The organism is Pseudomonas sp. TH37 (genome assembly GCF_016650735.1).
Lineage (GTDB): Bacteria > Pseudomonadota > Gammaproteobacteria > Pseudomonadales > Pseudomonadaceae > Aquipseudomonas > Aquipseudomonas farris.
The window spans coordinates 37073-60048 of the sequence record NZ_JAEKFD010000014.1 but is presented as its reverse complement, the minus strand read 5'-3'; the positions used below and the strand labels follow the sequence as shown (position 1 = coordinate 60048).

The following is a 22976-nucleotide window of genomic DNA, read 5'->3' as shown; positions in this document are numbered from 1 at the left end:
GTAGCCGACACGCGGCCACCCCATCGAACGCGCGAGATCAGATCTCGTAGCCTTCGATTTTACTGACTGCATTCGTCCCAAGTTTTGTCCGAATCAGGTCTCGGGTTTGGTCAGCGATATAAGGAACCTTTCTGAAAACAGATTCACCTTTATACAGCTGCACATCACGACTATCCCAATCCATGAACAGGACTTGGGTTGCTGTATTTTTGCGAATAAAACGTACAGTCCCTAGTGCCAGGGTTACCTCACCATTGACTTCGGTACAGGTTCCTGCAGCCATACCGCCTACGCCATGTTCCAACAAATTCCGTTCATACAGCGTTAAAGCCGTTTCTTTCTTTTTCAAGGCGGTAATGGCATCACCGGCAACCTTCAGCATCAGTGCAGAAGCAGTGCCTGGTATAGCGAGGCCAGCGACCACCGAGCCAAGGATTTCCAGTACCAACTGGTCCATCCGAACGGTATTTCCGCTAATTTCAATGTCGTTGTAATATTTTTGGCTCGTCAGCCAACCGGCGGAGGTCATAACTTCGACAAACTTGTAGTACCATTCCTTGCCCTGATACTCGTAAGGAAATTGCTTATTCGCAACAAGGCTGGCAAAAAGAAAGGCGTGCATCGCATCTACTTGATTTTGCTCCGACAGGTTGCCTACGAAGGACAAAATGCCTTCGCCAACGACAGCCCCCTTCGAAGGCTCCTCAACAACAATCCCACTTGCAGCAAATGCACGAGAACGTACAACTGGCACTTCATCAATTTCGTAACTTTCCAGACGTCTTACACAGGCAGCAACAGTAGCACTATCGATCATATTTACACTCATAAATTCCTCCTTAGTTAAATTAAGCAAGTCACTCCATAACTTGCAAAACAACACTACCCAAACACCCAAAACACCACAACGCCAAACTTGTAACGCCACATAAAAAAACCACAACACTTATAAACCATCAAACAAAAACAACTAATGCAAAAACGAAACTTCAGATTGAATAAAACAAAAAATCAGCTGTTTTCAATCAAATGCCGACAGGTAATTGGACGACTGATAGACTCCGGTTCGACCCTTTCCTGCCGCGAGCCGAAATCATGCTCCACGTGTTGTTCAGCGTTTACTTGAAGATGCTGGTGCTCTACAGCCCGTTCTTCGTGTTGTCCTGTTTCATCAGCCTGACCCGCGGTTATTCGCGCAAGGAGCAGCGACGCCTGGCCTGGAAAGTGGCAACCGCCACCCTGGTTTCCAGCGTCTTGCTGTACCTGTTCGGGCGGGTGATTTTCAATGTCTTCGGCATCACCGTGGACGCCTTCCGCATCGGCGCCGGCAGTGTGCTGTTCATCTCGGCGCTGGGCATGGCTCAAGGCAAATCGGCGGTGCAGACCGACAACGTGCAGCAGGATGTAACCATCGTCCCGCTGACCATTCCATTGACCGTCGGCCCTGGCACCATCGGTGCTCTGTTAGTGATGGGCGTCAGCCAGCCCCATTGGGATGACAAGCTGACGGCCATTCTCAGTATTGCCCTGGCCAGTTTCACGGTCGGCGTGGTGCTTTACTTGTCCAACCGGATAGAACGGATTCTCGGCGATCAGGGCTTGCAGATTGTCAGTCGGTTGATGGGGTTGTTTGTTTGCGCATTGGCGGCGCAGATTATTTTTACCGGGGTGAAGGGTTATCTGGTTCCCTGAAGTCACTGACGAAAGTAAAAGGCCGCGAACAGAATCTTTCGCGGCCTTCTTTATCGGTGCGAGCTCAAGACTATCCCACCAAGCTGCTTTCCAGCTCAGCAGTCGATGCGGTTAGAAGTTCTCCCAGCGTTGCACTGTCATGCATGCTCTGCCGAGCGACCAGCCTCTGCACCAGTGTCGAAACGGCATAAGGTCGATGCCCTTCGAACCCGAGCAAAGCTTCGCCGCGCAAGGTGACATCCGTCGCATACACTTCACGAAAAATCACGCTGTGCCCGCTGTCCGGGTCAATGATCACCAAGTGTTCCTGAACGATGCTCAGCAACAGTTTTTCAGGACTATCCAGCTCCCAGATCAACTTGCCGGGAATCGTTTGCGCATTGCCCAGCGAATGCCGGCAGTCGAGGATGACCAACTCGAGCCTCAGCCAGGCAGCCTTCGACAATAGGTAACTGACCGCACCTTGCCCCATGCGCAGAATCAGGGTCGTGACGTCGTCGGGCATCAGTGGCAGAACATCGCCAATCTTCATCTGGCCTTCAATGACCAGTACCTCGGCATTACGCCAGACATAACTGAGTGGCCCGGCATGCCCCATGCCCGGATAAGTCAGCAGCAGTCCATTCTTGTCTTCATGAAGCAATACGTTGGTTTGCTGTTGCGTTCCCAGTAGCTCAAAGGACTCTGGAATGGCAGCTTTTGCCACCCGAATTACACGTTCGGTATCGACTACGAACCATATCAGACTGCCAACGTCCTCTACCGACAGCAGCGCCTCATGAGGTTGGCTGTCCACCAATTGTTTGAGGCTATCGTGCGCTCGCCCCTCCTGAGACATGACCCACTCATGGGTGACGCCGGTGAGCAATGCCGGTTCTTGATAGCGCAGCTTGAGTACCACGCCTTCAAGTGTCGTACCGCGCAGTCCGGCTCCCTCAACCGTCACCTCGGCGAACTGCCAAGGCGCCCATTCACGCTCGGCGGCGGGTAACGCATCAGCACGCAGCAATCGCGAGCCTTGGCCGAATGCAGGTTCCAGCCGCTGCGGATCGATGAACGCCTGACGATAGACTTCGCCGCTCGAAACATCGAATAACCAGGCCGCCTCGCTATCAGGGGTAACGCCGAGCAGGCGCACTTCTTTTCCATGGCCCAGATCAGCCAGCAACAATCGATTGCCGACGTACCAGGCGCACAACTTCGCGTTATCGTTGAAGTTGCTCAGGCCGACCAGGGCAAAACGCTCGGCCACGTATTGGCGGGCAAGCGGTTCCAATGCGGACCACCAGTGCATCCGATCCTTGAACCACAACTCGCCAAGACCTCCCAGCGTCAGGTACCCCTGGGGAGTCAGATTGAAGAACAGGCCCTCCGACGTCAGCGCCAGGTACCCGCCTTCGACTGCAGCGACATTCTCCAGCTTCGCAGGCTGTTGCCATGTTTCGGACCACTGTCCTTTGCCCGCCACCAGGGTGCGTTGCTTACGGCACAGCTGCTGCCTGAGCCTGTCGTAGATGACAAACACATCGCTGCCGTCCGCTGGTGTGAGCAACGTCAAATCAGTCATGTTCTTGATCGAATCGGCCCAGCCGCGCCCGCGGTGGCGCCGTGGAGAGGGACGGATGATCAGATGGTCACTGTCGCGAACCCAGGCCATGTCCCGCGCGTTCGCTTCGAACTTCCAGCAGACCGAAACAAAGGGCGCCGGCTGCCAGTCGACGTTGGAAACGTCATCATCGTCAATAACAGGCCTAAGAACGTAATAGCTGCCAAGAACCTGCGACCAGTCAGCCAGTGTGTCGCTGGCACTGAAGACTGATTCCAGCCCCGGATCCATGTCGCGGGTGACCGAACTCAGCAGCAGTTGCCCGTCATGGATCACGTATACCAGCACATCGCTGGTCTGATCTTCGCGAGCAATTTCCTGTACGACATGAATCACCCCCTGCGCGTCCGCCTCAATGCTCTTGATGGTGGCTCCCGTGTCTTTAGGCAGTATCCGATAACGATAACTGAGCAATCCGGTGACCGCGTCGACTTGCCAAATCACGAAACCCTGCGGTTCGTAGAAATAGCCGTAGCCGCCAGCCACCGCTCCTAGCAGCGCTTCATCAGCGGCGAGTACATCCTTGCTGCGGATGTACAGGAAGCGTTCCTCCTTCGCGTCGTACCAGGCGGTGGTGTGACGGGGCTCACTCGGTTTCTCGAACGGAATCAGATAGTGATGAACCGGCGTATACGGCATCACCAAACGATGCTCCTGAGCCAGTCCCTTGAAATGTTCCTGCAACGTCTGCCGATCCATGCCCGAAGGTACATCCTGCTCGACGAGGTTCATCTGCCGTTTTCCGCGATCAAGCTGGAACAGCTGATTGTTGGCGATCCGGATCAGGACGTCATGAAGACCTCGGCCCTTGAACTCCACCTTGACGGTACCGATCTGCAGGCCCGCCGCCCCCTCCAGAACAACATCGCTCTCGTTGGCCCACGACGCCTCCAGCACCCATCGGGAAGTAGTAATGCTGGGTGACTCAAGTGTCAGACTCACCCCGGGATTGAGCACCAATGCACATTGCTTGCCGGCGCCCTGAATCCGATAGGCGACTTTCCCGTGCCATGCCGGCGGTAGAACGGGTATCACCAGCGAGCGCTCGACGGCATCGAGCAGCACATCGATCACTGTCGGCGTATAGACCGGGAACAGGCGATAAAGAATGTACTCACTCGGAAACGAATAGAAGGAAAACAGGAACAGCCATCCGCCGTCCGTTTTCTTTTTCTCCAGGCGCCGGGCCGTGTCGAACCCGGTGTCATGGCGCAGCGTGGCGAAGGGCAACGCCTTGTACTCGTAGCTGTAACAGGTTTGTGGTGTGCAGGGCAGCACGATGATCTGCCCGGTGGGCGGAGTGAATTTTATCTGGCTAGGCAGATTCAGTTCCCGACGGATGTTGATCGCCCGCTCGTAATCGTCGTCAAAGGTCGGTACCCCGAAATGGTCGCGCAGCGGGTACAGTTTTGGGCTGTCGAGCAGCAGTTTGCCGGCGGCCAGATCCAGCGCCTGGACGATCAGCGATGAGTGCGGTACCCACGCCGCTAAAGCGCCGTCGAATCGATAGCCTTGACGATGAGCCTTCTCGATTTCATCGAAAAACAGCCCGACCTGTTTGGCTTCTTCGGCAATGGTGGCGAAGCCCTTGACCACTGCCGCCAATCCCACTGCCAGCCCCCCCAGAATCACGGCTGCCCCGCCCAGAAACGCCCCGGCGATTGTGGCACCGGCAGCGTAAGCGCCCACCGACAACACCAGACTCGCCGAGTCGAAAGCCAATTGCGTCCCGAACTGGGCTCGCTCGACATCATTTTCCGCAGTCGCCAATTGATAAATGTCGAACCCGACATTCGCCAGTTGCAACAGTCCGCCGGTCGCTTCGCCCACGCTCGGCCCCACAGCGGCTTTGACCACTGGGGCGACGGTACGGGCAATCAACTTCTCTTCAGCCAGTGCCTGCCGGACCAGACCCACCAGGCCCGCTACATCGACCACGTTGCCATGCACCAATTGCGCGTAATTGACATAGGCGTGCAACCGGACAGCCATTGTCAGGGATTTGTCCGGCCCTTCCTGTCCCCTCAGCGCATTCATCAGCGCTTGAATGGCGAAGCCGGCGTTCAGGGTGTGAACGCTACCCACATCAGTGGGATCGACGGGATCCCCCGGGACGGATGATTTGTTGGCCAAGGCTGCAAAACGTTCCGAGAGGTAGTTTTTAATGCGCAAGAGTCGATGGTCGTCGGTGATGACTCGTACCACGTGCTCAGGGTTTGCAGGGTCGATCAGGCTCATCCGGTACGCCCCGTCCGGCATGACCTCCAGGGTTTCGAACAACGGCACAAGCTGTGGTGCCAGCTGATTCTGCTGCCGGAGACGGGTCGTCACTTGCTCGATCTGTTGACCCCACCAATGACTGTCCTGCGCCAACAGACAACTGCCCAGACGAGAATTACTCATCAACGATTGTCCGCGGGCACTGGCCAGACGCTGCCTGACCGGGCGTTGCGACTCTCCCGGCAACGTGCCGGGTTGCAGTAGTTGCGAGACCCGAATTGCGCCAGGCAATGCCACCTCCGACACCCGCGCGCCTTCCAGCTCGATCAGATCGAAGGTCGGATGCGCCGTATCGCCATAGGCTGCGTAGGGTCCGGCCATCTTCTGTTCAAGGAAGAACTGCTCCAGTGCCAGTCTGAACGCGGCCGGTTGATCGAACTCTAAAACACCGAAATTCGGATCGTAAAAGTGATAGGTGCTGTGTTCGCCCTCAATGGTTTTGGCCACGAGCATGGAGTGATTATCGGAGTTGAGCATCAACGTACTGGTGATTGTTCTGGTGCTCAGAATGTCGACGACCTGATTCAGATCCGAGCGCGCCAGCGCGCTGCCCACCTCGCTGATTTGCACGCCACGCAACGCTTCCAGACTGTGTAGAAAAATTGCTGAATCGCTTGTCTCAGGCTCCAAAACCCCCAAATAGAATCGCTCGCGCAGGGTATTGGTCGCCGCCTTTCCCTCCGACAACGCAGCTGCCATCACCAAGGCCAGTGGATAACAACGTCCACCCAACGCGTCCCCTGTGCCCTGAAGCATTAAATCTTGCGGTACAAGCTTGATGGTGCCCGCATCAAAGCCGCCCATAACAACCCCGACGCGCTCGGCAACCTGATCACGGAATTCAAGTTTCGCCACCTGCTGGATTCTGGCGACGTGCTTGCCCCATTGACGCAAAGTCAATGGTTGCTCCAGCGCATCTTTCTTCAGCCCCAGGGCGGTTTCGGAATGGGCTGGCGGATGATCGGCAGGACTGGCAAGCCCGGCCAGAAACGCCGGAGCCTGGCGTTGGTACAGTGCGTGTTCGATCATCGCGTAGCGACCCGCCGTCCCCAGCTTGCCGAGGCTATTGGCGAGATTCTCCAGTTGCGGGCGAGCCGCGTCGAAGCTCTGGTTATCCACGGCCGGTGCGCCGATCAAGGCTGCCAGCAGCAGGCGCTGCAAGGGGCTCACCTGATCGGCTCTGACCGTGCCCTTGGCGAGTCGGCTCAGGAGTTCATCGATCGATAGCTGTTGCGTCTGCGGATCGCTCAACAATCCAGGAGGCCATGTACTAGCACTTTGCGCGAGGATCAACTGACGCTCATCAAAGCTCAGTCGGACAGCCTTGTCGAAAGTCACTGCTCCGCAATGGCCACTATTCATCATGCGCATGAACGGTTCACCCAACTCATCGGCCAGATGCTGCAACAGGTCGGTGGACACTACATGACGCCCCTCGATCACCGGCCAGCCTTCTTCGAAATCAATGGTGCGGTATTTGAGCAACTGTGCCAGATCGCCCGCGTAACGGGCTTTGAATTGCCCCTCTTGCCAACGACTTACCTCGTTGCTCAACCATTGTCCGGTGTCACTTTCATTCTCTTTCCAAGAGTGATCGAGCTCCTCTTCAGTCGCCCGGTTGACGGTGGCAATGGCCGGGATTGCAACCTCCGCTCGCCATGCTTCGGCGGTTCGCGACGTAAAATGCGTCCTTTCGTAGTCCATCATGCCCTCGCGCATGGCCGCAGGACCGGTCAGATAGATTGTCACCTCGCTCTGGGGGCGGATGCCGTCGCTGTAGTAGGTTGCGGCCGCCTGAACCAGAAAAGACACCGCCAGTTCTTTTTCCATCGGCAGGTTGTGTAGAGCACCGAAAACCTGCGTCGCGGCCTCTTTCGCAAGGCCACTCATGGCCTCGGCATCAGTGAGGGCAACATTTTTCTCATCGGCCAAGCGGGCCGTGGCATCGACAATTTCATAATTGAGCCTGAAACGCTCACGCACGGTTTTGAGCATCGCTGACCCGGGATGGGCCATCAGGAAAGCGTTGCTCAGGCTACTTTGTTCGGCGACGGCTCGTAGACCATCCGGTTGAACCAGACGTTCTACCGGGGGACGAAAAACGCGGTTCAATTCAGGTTGGCTTTCAGCGAAGCGCTCGAGTGCTTCGCGATGCTCCAGCGGGATCTGCTCAAAATAATTGGTGTACCTACCGCGCAATGCCTGACGGCCGGGCATCCACTCGGGATTGCGGTCGAGCATCAACTGCAGCACGCCCAGACGCGCGTCAGTCTTGAATGCACGGATATCCACCTCGCCCAGTTTTTCCAGCAACGGCGGCAGATTATCGACATCGGCATAACTGCCACCCTCGGCAATCAGGGCCTCGACACGAACGACATCGGAAGCCGCCGCAAAATTGCCTCGCAGACTGATCTCGCGCTCGTAGATATCCTCCAAATGCAGCGGTGCCTCAGCGACAGCCAAATCGCGCAGTGCCAGACCACCTTCGACCAATGCCAAGAGGCTGAGTCGGTTACTGCTTTTCAAGGCACTCAGGCGCGCCTCGTCCTGGCCATAGGCTCGAACCAGTAAATCGATTCTGGCAGCATCCGCGCTGCTGCCGCTTTCTACGGCCTTCGTAATGTGCGCGTACATTTGCTGCTTCAGAACGATGGCGCGCTCTTCATAGCGGTCGCCCAATTCATTTGCATCGGTACTGGTTTGCCCGCCATTGAGCATGGCATCGGCCTTGGCGGCTTCGACAATGATCCGGTTGGTTTCATAGGCCAGCAGCGCGTCGCTGTCGTACCAGAGATTGAGGTTATAACCCTCTGCGACCATCACCTGCTTCCAAATGTTGATGTAATCGCGCTGAATCTCCCCGACACCACCCCCAAGCCAGACAAAATGCAGATTTTTCGGCACCTCGGTGGCGGGTATTTTCAGCTGTTCGAGACTGTTGTGCAGGCGCGTCTCGAAATCCTCCACTCTGTTGCAGATATCCGCCAAATCAGGCCCCCCGGCGACACCAGGACTCATGGGCGCTTCCGCCTCTGCCGCGCGACGGCGCCGAGCACCTCCTTCCAGGGCCCCCAACGCTTGCTTGAGCAGCCCTAACGGCTCCAACAACCGGGAAGAATCCGGCACATTGAAACAACCAAAGTAATATCGAAACACTGCATCATATTGATCGGTACCTTTGTACGATATTAAGGCCTGCTCAAGGTCCTCCCGATTAAACAGCTCCACAAAATCGACATAGCCATCCGCAATCGAGAACTTGGATTCACTCATAAACAACACTTCCATTTATCGTATATAAATAGCCGGGATCGACTCTAGACAATGATGATTCCACACGCGCACTCAGACAGTCGTGCATTCCACCGATTTGCAACAATACAAAAAGGCGCCGCCGTTCCTGGACGAACGCCGACATCACTTAATATCGAGAGAACGCCATATAAACGCTCTAAAACCAACTAACACCAAAAAACCCGAAACCAAACTAACCCACCATCCAAACACTGCTCAACCAACAAGGAATTCAATTAATTACAGGGCAAACAGCACATCCACTGTTACAGACTTAACGCACACAGCCTCGCTTACTAATGACATACACATTAGAGCCCTGAAAAAGCTCGCCATAGCCGGACCTTGTAACAGCCGTCTTAAGTTATGAGTTGTCACACCTGAAAAACACCGGTATCAAAGTAAAACTTCCTACAAAGCAGGATCAAAGTTCTTCCTGGACAGACAACCCAATCCCACTCAAATGACCGAACAGGCTTACACGCACAAATGCCGTAACAATCGGGAAAATAGCGGGATTCAGGTGATGAAGGCGGCCCGAACGGGCCGCCAGGGTTCAGCAGAGGGGTTTGTTGCCATACCAACGCGGTGTGTAGACCCAGTCGCCACCTTCGGCGCGGGGGAACACGCAGGTGGTGGACGAGCCGATCAGCACCATGGTGCGCATGTCCACTTGCTCAGGCGTGAGCTCACCGAGTGTGGTGACCCGCAGCGTCTGGCCGGGCCGGCCGATATCACGGCCCAGAACCACCGGGGTTTGCGGCGTACGGTGCTGTGCAACGATTTCCAGAGCACGGCCTAACTGCCACGGCCGAGAACGGGATATCGGGTTATAGAAAGCCAGCGCCAGATCGGCTTCGGCGGCCAGGTCCAGACGCTTCTCGATGATCGACCACGGCTTGAGGTTGTCCGACAGCGACATCACGCAGAAGTCATGCCCCAGCGGTGCACCGGCCTGAGCGGCGGTCGCCAGCGAAGCAGAAACCCCCGGCAGAATCTCCAGATCGACGCTGTGCCAGGCCGGCTCACTCGACTCGTGCAAGGCTTCGAGCACCGCGGCGGCCATGGCGAACACGCCGGGGTCACCGGACGAGACCACAATCACCGAACGCCCTTGGGCCGCCAGTTCGAAGGCGTGACGGGCACGCTGCATCTCCTCGCGGTTGTCGGTGCAATGCAACACTTGATCCGGTCGAAACGGGCCGGCCATGCGTACATAAGTTTCATAACCGAGCACATCCGTGGCTTTGGCCAGTTCGGCCTTCACCGCAGGCACCATCAGTTCCGCGGCACCCGGGCCCAAACCGATCACCGCCAGCCGACCGCGAGGGCGGCCGATCTGTGCGATATCCAGCGGTTGTTCGGCAATCGCCAGCGCCAGGTTTGCGTCGATCGGGAGAATTGTCGCGTCGGGAACAGCCGTGCGAGCCAACTCGCCGGCATCGTTGGCGGGGGAGGCAAAACGCAGCGGCACCCCCAGTTCAAGCGCCGCTTCGCGCAACGCCGGGCTGGCCATCTCCGAGACCGGCGCCAGTAGGCACGCCAGCGATTGAACGGCGACTCGCGCCTGACGCAGCGCCGCGCGAATCGCCTGGGGCAAATCCGCCATCGTGGCGCTGACAGCCAACAACACACTGCGCGGGTAGATCAACAATTCATTGGCGGCCAGCGTCCGTTCGGCGCTGCCGATATGGATCGACAAATGCGCCTGAGGGTCTTCTGGCAATTGTGCTTGCGCCAACCAAGGCGCAGCGCCTTCGATGCGCACGTGTTCGCCAGCCAGCAAGTCCGAGACGAAGCGCTTGCCCAACTCCAGATCGCCCAAGGCATAGCCGCTGGGTGGATTGAGCAGGCAGGTGCCGAAACGCAATTCACCGCTGGTGGTGATCGCCGCCGCGACGTCGAGGCCAGCGGCAATTTCGCGCGCCATGACATTCACCCCGCCGAGACCGCCGAGCAGCGGCACCACTGCGCTACCGTCTTCGGCCACGGCCAGCACCGGCGGCTCGGCACCTTTTTCCAGCAGCAACGGCGCCAGGGTGCGGATCACAATCCCGGCGGCGCACAGCGCGATGATCGGCGTGTCCTGTTGATAAAGTTCGCGCAGGGTCGCGCCGAACTCGTGATAAACACGGTCCGCGCCTTCGACCCGTTCGGCCAATCCATGGATCAGCGCGCCCGGATACACCTGCTGAATCTTGCGCGCAGTCGCGAGGCTGCCATTGCCGAGAATGACAATCGCCGGAGCGGAATGGGCCATCAGCCTTGCCACCTTTCACCGGGAACGATGATCAGCGAGAAGTACGGCGAGGACATCGGCTCGACCTGATCCAGCGGCACGATTTTCTGATTGGCCATGGTCGCGCGCTCGACGTACAGCGCACGCTCCGCCAGACCGAGTTCTTCGAGCACCTGACGGACCTTGGGAAAATTGCGCCCCAGTTTCATGATCACCGCCGCATCGGCATCGGCCAGTCGCCGCTTGAGGTCTTCGTGCGGCAGCACACCCGACAACACCGACAGGCTCTGATTGCGATACACCAGCGGCGCGCCGAGTACCGACGCACCGCCAAGCATCGAGCAGACGCCCGGCACGACTTCGGCTTTATAGCGTTCGGCCAGACGATCGTGCAGGTACATGTAGGAGCCGTAGAAGAACGGATCGCCTTCACAGATCACCGCCACGTCACGGCCAGCGTCCAGATGCGCGGCGAGTTGTTCGCCAGCCGCATCGTAGAAATCGCTGATAACTTGTTCGTACGACAACGGCGCCGGCAGCGCTTCGGTGGTCACCGGGTAAACCAGCGGCAGCAGGGTTTGTGCGTCCTGCAGATGCGCTTCGATGATGCCGAAGGCGTTGCCCTTCTTGCCCTTGGCGACGAAGTACGCCACCACCGGAGATTCGCGCAACAGGCGCAAGGCTTTGACGGTAATCAGTTCCGGATCACCGGGGCCGACGCCCAGGCCAATCAAACGTCCAGGTTGCTGCATCATTCAATCTCCGTGGCGAGGGCGTTGACGGCGGCGGCGGCCATGGCACTACCGCCCAACCGGCCTTGCATGATGACGAAAGGCACGCCACGGCTGTCCGCCGCGAGCATCGCCTTGGATTCGGCGGCGCCGACGAAACCCACCGGGAAGCCGAGGATCAGCGCCGGTTTCGGCGCGCCGGCGTCGAGCATCTCCAGCAGATAAAACAGCGCGGTCGGCGCATTGCCGATCACCACCACGCTGCCCTCCAGGTGCGGACGCCACAGTTCCAGCGCGGCAGCGGAACGGGTGTTGCCCAACTCGCGGGCAAGCTCCGGGACGCTGTCATCGCGCAGTGTGCAGATCACTTGGTTATTGGCCGGCAAACGCGCGCGGGTCACGCCTTCGCTGACCATCCGCGCGTCGCACAGAATCGGTGCACCAGCCGCCAACGCATCGCGCCCGGCCTTGCCGGCGCCTTCGGAAAATTGCAGCCCGTCGATGGCCTCGACCATGCCGCAGGCGTGGATCACCCGCACCGCGAGTTTCTCCAGATCGGCCGGAATACGCGCAAGGTTGGCCTCGGCGCGAATGATCGCGAAGGAGTTGCGATAGATCTCCTGACCGTCGCGGATGTAATCAAGCATCAAGGGAGCTCCGTGAGCGGGCGTCGAGCAAGGTCGCGACCGCTTCAATAGTAAGATTGCGTGCGTGCAGCGCGCCGAAACCCGGCTGTGCTGCGTCGCGAAAATAGAGGTCGTAGTGACCGGGTGAGACTGCCAGCAACGTCGCTGGCGTGATGTGTGCCGCCGCGCAGGAACGCGCGCAGCCAGACAGATGCACATCAAAGACTTGGCCTTGACGTTGCAACAACGTCGCCAGTTGCAGCGCATCGCCTTTGGTGTCGGACAGGCCTTTGCCGCAACCCGCCGAACCGGTGCAGGCAATCAGATGCGCCAAGGCATCGTCTGCCGAACAGCGCAGGCGCAAACTTTCCAGGCTGTGGATAACTTGAGCGGCGTCGTCTTCGTGGATATCTGGCAGCAGCAGGCTTTGCCAAGGAGTGAAGCGCAGACTGCCATCGCCCCTTTCACGGGCCAGTCGTGCCGCGCCCCGAAGCATGGCGGGATCGAGCCGGCCCAGAGGCGGCGTCGCGCCGACATAGACACGGCCGGTTTCACGCTGGGGATGAACACCGATATGCAGAACATTCGAGTTCGTAACGCGCGCCCCGCTCACAATGGACAGTAGCGGCACACGTTCGGCTACTTGAGCGACAAACCCGGCCACCGGGTATTCGGCCAGCAGATGACGCATGCGCGTCTGGTCGGGACGCGCCAGATCGAGGAACAACTCAAGCACCGCGATCACCAGCGCATGGCCGTTTTCCAGTCGCACCGCGCCCGACGGAGTCTGGGTCGGGCAACCCGCCAGACCGAAGGCCAGCACACACTCACCCTCGTGCTCAACGGCGCTCAACCACAGGTCATGAGGATGTTCGAGCATCGCCAGGCTTTCGCCGCCATCGAGTTGCACGGCAAATTTGGCGCTCAACTGGTGAAAACGCTCATGGCTTTGCAGGCTGGTGAGGATCTGTTCGGCCAACGGGCGCGTATCGAGCAACATCTGCCGGTCGATCCCGGCGCTCGGGCTGAGCATCAGATTGCGCACATCGTCGCCCGCCGCGGTACGCGGGCCCAATCCTGCGGCGAGCAGGCTGTCGATCAAGGCCGTCTGCTCGCCGCCAATCCCGCGAATCTGCAGGTTGGCGCGGTTGGTCGCCTCGATCACGCCCCCGGCAAACCGCTCGGCCGCGCTGGCCACCGCTTCAGCCTGGGCGGCGCTGATCGAGCCGCCGTTCAATTTGATCCGACAAATGCCCCCATCCAGTGCCGGGACAATACGCAGCAACCCCGGGCAGGCCGAGGGGCGTAAGGCGGTGGACATCGGGCGTTCGTTCAAAGGGGCGACCGGCTGTGTGGGAAAGGCGCTTCGCGGGCGAAGGCGCGGTATTATGCCTGCTTTGTCCGACGGCATGAAAAGCCTGCCCGTCGGAACAGTCCGTTTGTGGACTTTTTTTGAGGACGGCAGATGTCACCCTGGCTGACAGTAGTAGGTATCGGTGAAGACGGCTTCAAGGGCCTGGGCAAGAATGCCCGTCGCGCCCTGCTGGGCGCTTCGCGGATCATTGGCGGTCAGCGACAACTGGATTTGCTGCCGGTGTGCATTCGCGGCGAGCGGCAATTATGGCCGAGTCCGTTTTCCCTTGAACCGTTACTGGCACTGCGTGGCGAGCCGGTGTGTGTGCTGGCCAGCGGCGACCCGATGTTCTATGGCGTCGGTGCCAGCCTTTCGCGGCAACTGCCCGGTGCGGAAATGCTGATCCTGCCCGCCCCGTCTTCCGTGTCATTGGCGGCCGCTCGCCTGGGCTGGCCGTTGCAGGACGTAGTGACCCTGTCGGTGGTCGCCCGCCCCGTCGCCGCACTCAACGCCCATGTGTTCAGTGGTGTGCGCTTGCTGGTGTTGAGCAATGACAGCCAGAGTCCGGCAGCCATCGCGGCGTTGCTGCGCGAGCGCGGTTTCGGGCCGAGTCGCCTCACCGTGCTGGAACATCTGGGCGGCGAAGCCGAACGACGTATCGAGGGTGTCGCCAATGACTGGAGCGAGCCGCTGATCGCCGATCTGAACCTGATCGCCATCGAATGCATCGCCGAACCGAACACACCTCGCCTGTCGCGCCTCGCCGGGTTGCCAGACTCTGCTTTCCAGCACGACGGCCAACTGACCAAGCGCGACGTGCGCGCCATCACCCTCGCCCGCCTCGCACCGACACCCGGCGAACTGCTGTGGGATGTCGGCGCCGGCAGCGGTTCGATCGGTATCGAATGGATGCGCGCTCACCCGAGCTGCCGGGCGCTGGCCATCGAAGCCGATGAAGGGCGGCAGTTGTTGATCGAACACAACCGCGACGCCTTGGGCGTCCCCGGTCTGCAACTGATTCGCGGCAGCGCGCCGCAAGCCCTGACCGGACTCGAACGCCCGGACACAATTTTCATCGGTGGCGGTGTCACCCGCGAAGGCGTGCTCGACACTTGCTGGGCGCAACTCAAACCCGGCGGTCGGCTGATCGCCAACGCCGTCACCCTGCAAAGCGAAGTGACCCTGATGGCCTGGCGCGAACGGCATGGCGGTGAACTGACCCGCATTCACGTCGCTCAGGCGCAACCGTTGGGCGAGTTCGACACCTGGCGTCAGGCGCTGCCGATTACCCTGCTGGACGTGACGAAACCCCTCGATGCGTGACGAAACCGCCGAACAACCCGCCCCGCTGCGCAGCGGCCTGACCACCGGCAGCTGCGCCACCGCCACCAGCCTCGCGGCGGCACGCCTGCTGCTCAGTGGCGTCGAAGCGGACGCCGTCGAGATCATTCTGCCCAAAGGCAAACGGGTGCAGATGCGCCTGGAATTCTGTCGACTGATGAACGACGGCGCCGAAGCCGGAACGATCAAGGACGCCGGCGACGACCCGGACGTAACCCACGGCGCCCTGCTCTTTTCCCAAGTGCGCTTGCACAGTGAGCCGGGCATTCGCTTCAGCGCCGGCCGTGGCGTGGGCACCGTCACCCGGCCCGGGCTGGTGCTGAACGTCGGCGAACCGGCAATCAACCCGGTGCCGCGCAAAATGATCAGCGAGCACCTGACGCTGCTGGCCGAGGAGCTTGATTACCCGGGCGGCTTCGAGGTCACGGTAAACGTCGAGGACGGCGAAGCCCTGGCGCTGAAAACCATGAACCCGCGGCTGGGGATTCTCGGCGGCTTGTCGATCCTAGGCACCAGCGGCATCGTCCGGCCGTTTTCCTGCGCGGCCTACATCGCCTCGATCCATCAAGGTATCGACGTCGCCAAAACCAACGGTTACCTGCACATCGCCGCGTGCACCGGCAACGCCAGCGAAGACACCATGCGCCGAGTCTATGACTTGCCGGAAATCGCCCTGATCGAAATGGGCGACTTCGTCGGCGCGGTGCTCAAGCATTTGCGCAAAGTGCCTGTGGCTAAACTCAGCCTGTGCGGCGGCTTCGGCAAAATCAGCAAACTGGCGGCCGGGCACATGGATTTGCACAGTCGGCATTCAAGCATCGACCTGCCGCAATTGGCCGAATGGGCCGCGGCGGTCGGTGCCGATGCGGCGCTGCAACAGGCGATCCGCGAAGCCAATACCAGTCAGCAGGCGTTGGCCATGGCCAGCGCTGCGGGGATCGCGCTCGGTGACGCGGTGTGCCAGCACGCCCTGGACTTTGCCCGCAGCGTGGTGCCGGCGCAGGTTCAGGTCGAAGTGTTCGCCATCGATCGCCAGGGCGGGATTGTCGGCCATGCAGGAGTTTTTCAATGAAGCGCGTGTTGTTGCTCGGCGGCGTCACGGAGGCCCTGGCCATCGCCCGGACTCTGGGCCCGGAACACATCTATAGCCTGGCCGGTGTCGGTCGCGTGCCGACGGATCTGAACTGCCAGGTTCGGGTTGGCGGCTATGGCGGCGCTGAAGGTCTGGCGCAATTCATCCGGGATGAAGGCATTGACCTGCTGCTGGATGCGACCCATCCCTACGCAGCGCAAATCAGCCAGAACGCCGCCACCGCCGCGAAGTTGAGCGGCATTGCGTGCTGGGCTTTGCGGCGTCCGGCCTGGCAACCACAAGCCGGGGATGACTGGCGCGAAGTCAGCGACTGGGCCGAACTGATCGAAGCGCTCAAACCCTTCCGGCGACCGCTGTTCACCCTCGGACGCGAACCGCTGCAGCACCTGCACGAAATCCCGCCGGAGCAATTCTGGACCTTGCGTGCACTGGACGTTTATCCGGGCAACGAGCGCTGCGAAGTGATCAGCGCGCGTGGGCCGTTTCTGATCGAGGATGAACGCGAGCTGTTCGAGCGTCGGCAGATCGATGTGCTGATCAGCAAAAACAGCGGCAGCACCGCCACCGAGCCGAAACTGGAAGTGGCGCGGGAACGTGGAGTGCCGGTGCTGGTGTTGAAGCGGCCGGTGTTGCCGGGGGTTGAGCGGGAATTTGGGGCGGTGGATGACGTCTTGGCGGCTTTGTCAGTGTCAGACATTTCCTGAGCCTGCACGACCTTGCGACTTTGCCGACAACTTTCCAGGAGAGGGCCGACTGTTCCCGGCAAGCGCTTCAACTCTATATTCGATTCCCCTGATCCTAGCTAGCAACACCACCCATGCCACTCATGGGTAAGGCCTCCCATTGGGCCGAGAAAAGTGTGGCTTGCCAATTTGTATCCCAAGGAATACGATCCGACATGATCGACTTCGAACGATCTCGTGCGTTTGCCGATTGGCTCGACTCATTGAGAGACATCATCGGTAAAGCTCGCATTATCGCCAGGCTTCGAGCTGCCGAACACGGTAATTTTGGTGATTGCGAATCCGTAGGCGAAGCTGTTTATGAAATGCGTGTTCATTACGGCCCCGGCTACAGGATGTATTTCACTCGTCGAGGGGCAGTGGTCTATCTGCTGCTGGTGGGGCGGTGACAAGTCGACTCAAAAGCGAGATATCAAACGCGCTCTTCAAATGGCGCAAAACATCGGTAATGAGGAGTAAGTCATGGCCGAACAATTCACCCGATTCGACGCCGCCGAATTTCTCAAAACACCAGAAGAAATGGCCGCTTACCTGGACGCCTGCTTTGAAGAAGATGCAGGTGACGGAGTTCTCATACGTGCCGCACTCAACGACATAGCTCGTGCAAAAGGCATGACACAGATTGCCCGTGATGCCGGGCTGGGTCGCGAGAGTCTCTACAAAGCATTGGGCAGCACTGGCAACCCGGAATTCGCGACTATCATGAAAGTGATGAAAGCATTAGGCCTACGGCTGCATGCCAGCGCTCTCTGATTGCACTGCGACACCACACCACACGCGGCCTTTTTACTTATCGCCCCTGATCAGGCTAAATAGCCGCGCCTGATTGCCCACTCAACCGGATCTGCCCTCATGTCCCGACAACGGCTTGCATTTGCCTGGATCGCCTGCTTTGCAGTGCTGTTCAACATGCTCGCCATGCCGATGTCCGGAGCGATGGCGCAGACGGCGAAATCGCCTGCAGAGCAATTGTTGTGGGGCAGTTTCTGCTCTTCCAACGGCACCAAACTGGTAGCGATTTCCCTGGGAGACATCGAGCAGAAAGCTCCGCAGAGCGACGATCATTCCAATATGCAACATTGCTGGTGTTGCTCGGGCTCCGCGCCATTGGTGGCGTTGCCGGGGCATGCGCCGCAGTTGTATTTCGCGCGTTTCGAGGCCAATCGAAGCCTGCCGCCTGCCACGCTCGACACTCCTACACCGCGCCAGCAATGGCCGAGTCTCAACCCCCGCGCGTCCCCTCTGGTGTGATTCCTTCTCGCAATTGACCTGCGTTTTGAATCGTTCTGGAGAACTGCCATGTTGAACAAACTCATCGTTCTGGCTGTATTGCTGCTGCCTGCCTGTTTTGCCAATGCTCACGAATACAAGGCTGGCGAGCTTGAGATCGCCCATCCATGGTCGCAAGAATTGCCCCCCAACGCGCCCACCGTCGCAGCGTATTTCGTGATTCACAACAGCGGCAAAACCGCCGACCGATTGCTGAGCGTCGACTCGCCAATCGCAGGCGTTGCCCAGCTGCACGAGCATGTGATGCAAAACGATCTGATGAAAATGCAGCAAGTGCCCAGCGTCGATATTCCGGTTGGCGGCGAAGTTACCTTCGCACCGATGGCGTATCACGTGATGCTGCTGGAGTTGAAAGACCGCAGCCTGTTGAGCGACGGCAAGCGCTTCCCGTTGACGATGCATTTCGAAAAATCCGGCGATGTCACAGTCGACGTCACTGTGCAGAAAAAGGCGCCTGACAGCATGCAAGAACACATGCACGCTCAGTAATCGCCGACGTTGAAAACGCCCATGCGCCCGCTTGGCACCAGGTCATCCGTGCATCGCCGTCAGCCAATGAGCCTGACCCGCGGCAGCTGGATCAGCCTGTTCGCCATGCTGATGATCTTTATCGGCCCGCTGATTTCTCAATCGATGCCGATGGATCAACGCGCCTCGATGTCCATGAGCAGCATGTCGATGGACATGGACATGGACATGCCGGCCATGGAGCATGGCGCGCAACCCGCCGCCGAGCACTGCCCGCCCAAAACTGACCATCACGCACTCTGGGAAAAATGCGGCTATTGCAGCCTGCTGTTCAATTGCCCTGCTCTCACTGGCGGTCAGTCCTTCGTCGCTTTCGACAGTCCACAGACAACCACTTTCACCACTCCCGCTACCCGCCTGGGCCACGCCCGGCAAACCTTCTTCCCCGGTGCCCGCACCCGCGCACCGCCCATCGTCGCGTAAACACCCACTTCCAATTTCACACGGTTTAGAAGACAGCCGCAGGCTGCCGGCCGTGTTGTTTACGACTGTTCGATGGAAATTGTCATGTCCAGGTTTTCTGCTGACACACGTTTGGGCGCTGCCCAGGCTTCTTTTGCCCTGAACGAATCTCGCGTTCGTTTCAGGCACGCCACCGCCGTTCTTTGCGGCTTGCTGCTGACACCGATGGTGCTGGCCGATGAACACGCCGACCACACCGAAGAACTGAGCCCGACGGTGATTACCGCCATCGCGCCGAGTTCGCCGCTGACCATCGTCACCAACCCCAAGGACCCGCGCCAACCGGTGCCGGCCAGCGACGGTGGTGATTATCTGAAGACCATCCCCGGTTTCGCGCTGGTGCGCAACGGCGGCACCAACGGTGATCCGGTGCTGCGCGGCATGTTCGGCTCGCGACTGAATATCCTCACCAACGGCAGCATGATGCTCGGCGCCTGCCCCGGCCGCATGGACGCGCCGACTTCGTACATTTCACCGGAAACCTACGACAAACTCACCGTCATTAAAGGCCCGCAAACCGTGCTTTGGGGCCCCGGCGCATCAGCCGGCACCGTCCTGTTCGACCGTGAGCCGGAAAGCTTCGGCGAACTCGGCACCCGGGTGAACGCCAGCGTGCTGGCCGGTTCCAACGGCCGTTTCGACAAAGTAGTGGACGCCGCTGCCGGTGGGCCGCTGGGTTACGTGCGAGTGATCGGCAACACCGCGCATTCCGACGATTACAAGGACGGCAACAACGACACCGTGCCCTCGCGCTATGACAAGTGGAACGGCGACGTTGCTGTCGGCTGGACCCCAAGCGCCGACACGCTGCTGGAACTGACCGCCGGCAAGGGCGATGGCGAAGCCCGTTACGCCGGGCGTGGCATGGACGGTTCGCAGTTCTTGCGCGAAAGCCTGGGCCTGCGCTTCGAGCAATCAAACATCGGTGAGGTGCTGGATAAGGTCGAGGCGCAGGTCTACTACAACTACGCCGACCACGTGATGGACAACTACACCCTGCGCACGCCGTCCGGCACCGGGATGATGGCCGGCCCCATGGCCTCCAACGTCGACCGCCGAACCCTCGGCGCGCGGATCAAAGCCACCTGGCGCTGGGCCGATGTGCAACTGATCGGTGGCCTGGATGCGCAAACCAACGAACACCGCCAACGCAGCGCCATGGGCGTCGACGCCTACAAGGATGTGCCGCGCAACAAGGACGCCGACTTCCATAACTACGGCGTGTTCAGCGAACTGACCTGGTACGCCGCCGACCGCGATCGGTTGATCAGCGGTGCACGACTGGATCGCGCGTCGGCCAAGGATTATCGGCAGACCATCGGCTCCGGGATGATGGCCCGCCCAAACCCGACGGCCGACGACACCCGCGCCGATACACTGCCGAGCGGTTTCGTCCGTTACGAACATGACCTGGCTGACAGCCCGACCACGCTGTATGCGGGCCTCGGTCACTCCCAGCGTTTCCCGGATTACTGGGAGCTGTTCTCGCCCAAGTCCGGTCCCGCCGGTTCGGTGAATGCCTTCGACTCGATCAAACCGGAGAAAACCACCCAGCTCGACTTCGGCCTGCAGTACAAGACCGAAGACCTCGAAGCCTGGGCCTCGGGTTACGTCGGGCAGGTGCGTGACTACATCCTGTTCAACTACACGCCGGGGATGATGGGCATGACCTCGCAAGCCGAGAACATCGACGCGCGAATCATGGGCGGCGAACTCGGTGCAGCCTACAAGCTGACGGCCCACTGGAAAGCCGACGCGACCCTGGCCTACGCCTGGGGCAAGAACAGCAGCGACGGCAGCGCCCTGCCGCAGATGCCACCGCTGGATGCACGTTTCGGCCTGACCTACAGCGAAGACAACTGGAGCGCCGGCGCCTTGTGGCGCGTGGTTGCGGCGCAGAACCGCATCGACCAGAACAAGGGCAACGTGGTCGGCAAAGATTTCGACACGAGCTCTGGGTTCGGCGTGTTCTCACTCAACGGCGCGTACCGGATCAACAAGAACTGGAAGGTCAGCAGTGGCGTCGACAATCTGTTCGGCAAGGCCTACGCCGAACACCTGAACCTGGCGGGCAACGCCGGTTTTGGCTTCCCGGCCAATGACCCGCAAGCCATCAACGAACCGGGGCGCACACTCTGGACCAAGGTTGATATGAGCTTCTAACAAGAAAAGTCAAAAGATCGCAGCCTTCGGCAGCTCCTACAAGGGCCAAGGAGGCCGCCGGAATTGCGGGTGTACACACATCCCGTAGGAGCTGCCGGAGGCTGCGATCTTTTCAAGACAAATGAATCGCCAAGCGGAGCACACCAGATGAAACAGCCCAAACCGAATTTCTACAACCTGGCCTGGCGCTGGCATTTCTATGCCGGCCTGTTCGTCGCGCCATTCATGGTGATGCTGGCCTTGACCGGCATCATCTACCTGTTCAAACCGCAACTCGATCCGTTGATGTACGGCAGCCTGCTGAACGTCCCGGTTGCTCATCACAAAGTCTCCGCCGACGACCTGCTCAAACGGGTGAAAGAGGCGTACCCACAAGGTCAGATCAAACAGTACCTGCCGCCGGTCAACGCTGAACGCAGTGCGCAATTTGTGGTGATCAACGAAGGTCATGAACTGAACGTGTTCATCGATCCGTACCACGGCGACATCCTTGGCGAGCAAGACGCGAAGAAGAATCTGCAAGCAGTCGCGCGATCGATTCACGGCGAATTGATGATCGGCACCGTCGGTGATCGACTGGTGGAACTGGCCGCCGGTTGGGGCGTCGTGCTGGTGGTTTCCGGGGTATTTTTATGGTGGCCGCGCGGCCAGTCCGCCGGGATTCTCTGGCCACGCTTGAACAGTCGTGGCCGAGTGCTCTGGCGTGACCTGCACGCGGTGACCGGGTTCTGGGGCGCGGCATTGCTGCTGGTGATGCTGCTCAGCGGCATGACCTGGACCGGGTTCTGGGGCAAGCAATACGCCGACCTCTGGAACCGCTTCCCGGTAGCCATGTGGAATGACGTGCCGAAGTCCGACGTCGAGGCCCGCAGCCTCAACAGCGCCACGCGCCAGACCGTGCCGTGGGCCATGGAAAACACGCCGATGCCGATGTCCGGCGACCACGCCGAACACATGGCCCACGCCAGCACGCAAACCGGTCCGGCAGCGCCGACCATCAGCCTGCAAGACGTGCAAAACATCGCCGTGCAACGTAAGGTCGAGCCCGGCTACAGCATCACCTTCCCCACCACGGCTACCGGCGTGTTCACCATCGCGGTGTTCGCCGACGACCCGCGCAACGACGCCACCTTGCATGTCGACCAGTACACTGGCGACGTCCTCGCCGACGTGCGCTGGCAGCATTACAGCAACGTCGCCCGGGCCACCGAAGTCGGCGTGATGCTGCACGAAGGCAAGATGTTCGGCCCGTTCAATCAGATCATCGTACTGCTGATCTGCCTGATGATTTTGCTCAGCGCCGTCAGCGGCGTAGTGATCTGGTGGAAGCGCCGGCCACAGGGCAAGTTCGGCGTACCGCCGTTGCGTCACGACCTGCCGAAATGGAAAACCGCGATGGTCATTATGTTCGGGTTGGCGGTGATGTTTCCGTTGGTGGGGGCTTCGCTGGTGGTCGTGTGGGTACTGGATCGGTTGCTGCTGTCGCGCTTGAGCCGGCAAACTGAATCCACTTCAGCTTCATCATGAAGCA

At 59.6% G+C, this 22976-nt stretch carries 16 protein-coding genes and 1 pseudogene; 11 read left to right on the top strand and 6 right to left on the bottom strand.

The features are described from left to right. Window positions 1–37: 37 nt before the first annotated feature. Window positions 38–829: a hypothetical protein gene (locus JFU11_RS26200; RefSeq protein WP_201062551.1), complete on the bottom strand. Its 792-nt coding sequence runs from the start codon at window positions 827–829 to the stop codon at window positions 38–40. Between the two features lie 266 nt (window positions 830–1095). Between JFU11_RS26200 and JFU11_RS26195 the strand changes: the two genes are divergently transcribed. Next, window positions 1096–1692: a MarC family protein gene (locus JFU11_RS26195; protein WP_017336334.1), complete on the top strand. Its 597-nt coding sequence runs from the start codon at window positions 1096–1098 to the stop codon at window positions 1690–1692. Window positions 1693–1762: 70 nt separating this feature from the next. Here the strand turns inward: JFU11_RS26195 and JFU11_RS26190 are convergent, their stop codons facing one another. The 5 genes from JFU11_RS26190 to cobG all read right to left on the bottom strand — a co-directional run bounded on the left by JFU11_RS26190 (window position 1763) and on the right by cobG (window position 13792). Further along, entirely contained in the window at window positions 1763–8854 is a 7092-nt protein-coding gene (locus JFU11_RS26190) for a TcdA/TcdB pore-forming domain-containing protein (protein ID WP_201121411.1), read from the bottom strand. Window positions 8855–9431: 577 nt separating this feature from the next. Beyond that, entirely contained in the window at window positions 9432–11135 is a 1704-nt protein-coding gene (gene cobJ, locus JFU11_RS26185) for a precorrin-3B C(17)-methyltransferase (RefSeq protein WP_201062549.1), read from the bottom strand. Beyond that, complete coding sequence (locus tag JFU11_RS26180) at window positions 11135–11866, bottom strand: precorrin-2 C(20)-methyltransferase (RefSeq protein ID WP_201121413.1); 732 nt, start codon at window positions 11864–11866, stop codon at window positions 11135–11137. Before JFU11_RS26180 ends, cobJ begins: the two co-directional genes overlap by 1 nt. Beyond that, window positions 11866–12492 (bottom strand): precorrin-8X methylmutase, encoded by a 627-nt coding sequence (locus JFU11_RS26175; protein WP_008069015.1) that lies wholly within the window; start codon window positions 12490–12492, stop codon window positions 11866–11868. Before JFU11_RS26175 ends, JFU11_RS26180 begins: the two co-directional genes overlap by 1 nt. Further along, entirely contained in the window at window positions 12485–13792 is a 1308-nt protein-coding gene (cobG, locus tag JFU11_RS26170; RefSeq protein ID WP_201062547.1) for a precorrin-3B synthase, read from the bottom strand. Before cobG ends, JFU11_RS26175 begins: the two co-directional genes overlap by 8 nt. Window positions 13793–13936: 144 nt before the next feature. Between cobG and JFU11_RS26165 the strand changes: the two genes are divergently transcribed. From JFU11_RS26165 to JFU11_RS26120, 10 genes and pseudogenes are all read left to right on the top strand, one after another. Next, window positions 13937–15148: a bifunctional cobalt-precorrin-7 (C(5))-methyltransferase/cobalt-precorrin-6B (C(15))-methyltransferase gene (locus tag JFU11_RS26165; RefSeq protein WP_048396176.1), complete on the top strand. Its 1212-nt coding sequence runs from the start codon at window positions 13937–13939 to the stop codon at window positions 15146–15148. Beyond that, window positions 15141–16238: a cobalt-precorrin-5B (C(1))-methyltransferase gene (locus JFU11_RS26160; RefSeq protein ID WP_123718991.1), complete on the top strand. Its 1098-nt coding sequence runs from the start codon at window positions 15141–15143 to the stop codon at window positions 16236–16238. The genes JFU11_RS26165 and JFU11_RS26160 overlap by 8 nt, the downstream gene beginning before the upstream one ends. Further along, the gene (locus JFU11_RS26155) at window positions 16235–16963 is read left to right on the top strand and encodes a cobalt-precorrin-6A reductase (RefSeq protein WP_123718992.1); all 729 of its coding nucleotides are present in this window, start codon (window positions 16235–16237) and stop codon (window positions 16961–16963) included. The genes JFU11_RS26160 and JFU11_RS26155 overlap by 4 nt, the downstream gene beginning before the upstream one ends. A 194-nt stretch (window positions 16964–17157) precedes the next feature. Continuing rightward, window positions 17158–17461, top strand: a pseudogene (locus JFU11_RS26150) (type II toxin-antitoxin system RelE/ParE family toxin). A 3-nt stretch (window positions 17462–17464) separates the two neighbouring features. Then, complete coding sequence (locus tag JFU11_RS26145; RefSeq protein ID WP_074873403.1) at window positions 17465–17755, top strand: addiction module antidote protein; 291 nt, start codon at window positions 17465–17467, stop codon at window positions 17753–17755. A gap of 99 nt (window positions 17756–17854) precedes the next feature. Further along, window positions 17855–18253 (top strand): DUF2946 domain-containing protein, encoded by a 399-nt coding sequence (locus JFU11_RS26140; protein WP_123718994.1) that lies wholly within the window; start codon window positions 17855–17857, stop codon window positions 18251–18253. Between the two features lie 48 nt (window positions 18254–18301). Further along, on the top strand, window positions 18302–18781 hold the full coding sequence (locus JFU11_RS26135; protein ID WP_201062545.1) for a copper chaperone PCu(A)C: 480 nt from the start codon (window positions 18302–18304) through the stop codon (window positions 18779–18781). Between the two features lie 21 nt (window positions 18782–18802). Next, entirely contained in the window at window positions 18803–19243 is a 441-nt protein-coding gene (locus tag JFU11_RS26130; protein WP_201121410.1) for a DUF2946 domain-containing protein, read from the top strand. Between the two features lie 84 nt (window positions 19244–19327). Next, complete coding sequence (locus JFU11_RS26125) at window positions 19328–21445, top strand: TonB-dependent copper receptor (protein ID WP_123718997.1); 2118 nt, start codon at window positions 19328–19330, stop codon at window positions 21443–21445. A gap of 147 nt (window positions 21446–21592) precedes the next feature. Beyond that, on the top strand, window positions 21593–22972 hold the full coding sequence (locus JFU11_RS26120) for a PepSY domain-containing protein (protein ID WP_201062543.1): 1380 nt from the start codon (window positions 21593–21595) through the stop codon (window positions 22970–22972). Window positions 22973–22976 lie beyond the last annotated feature (4 nt).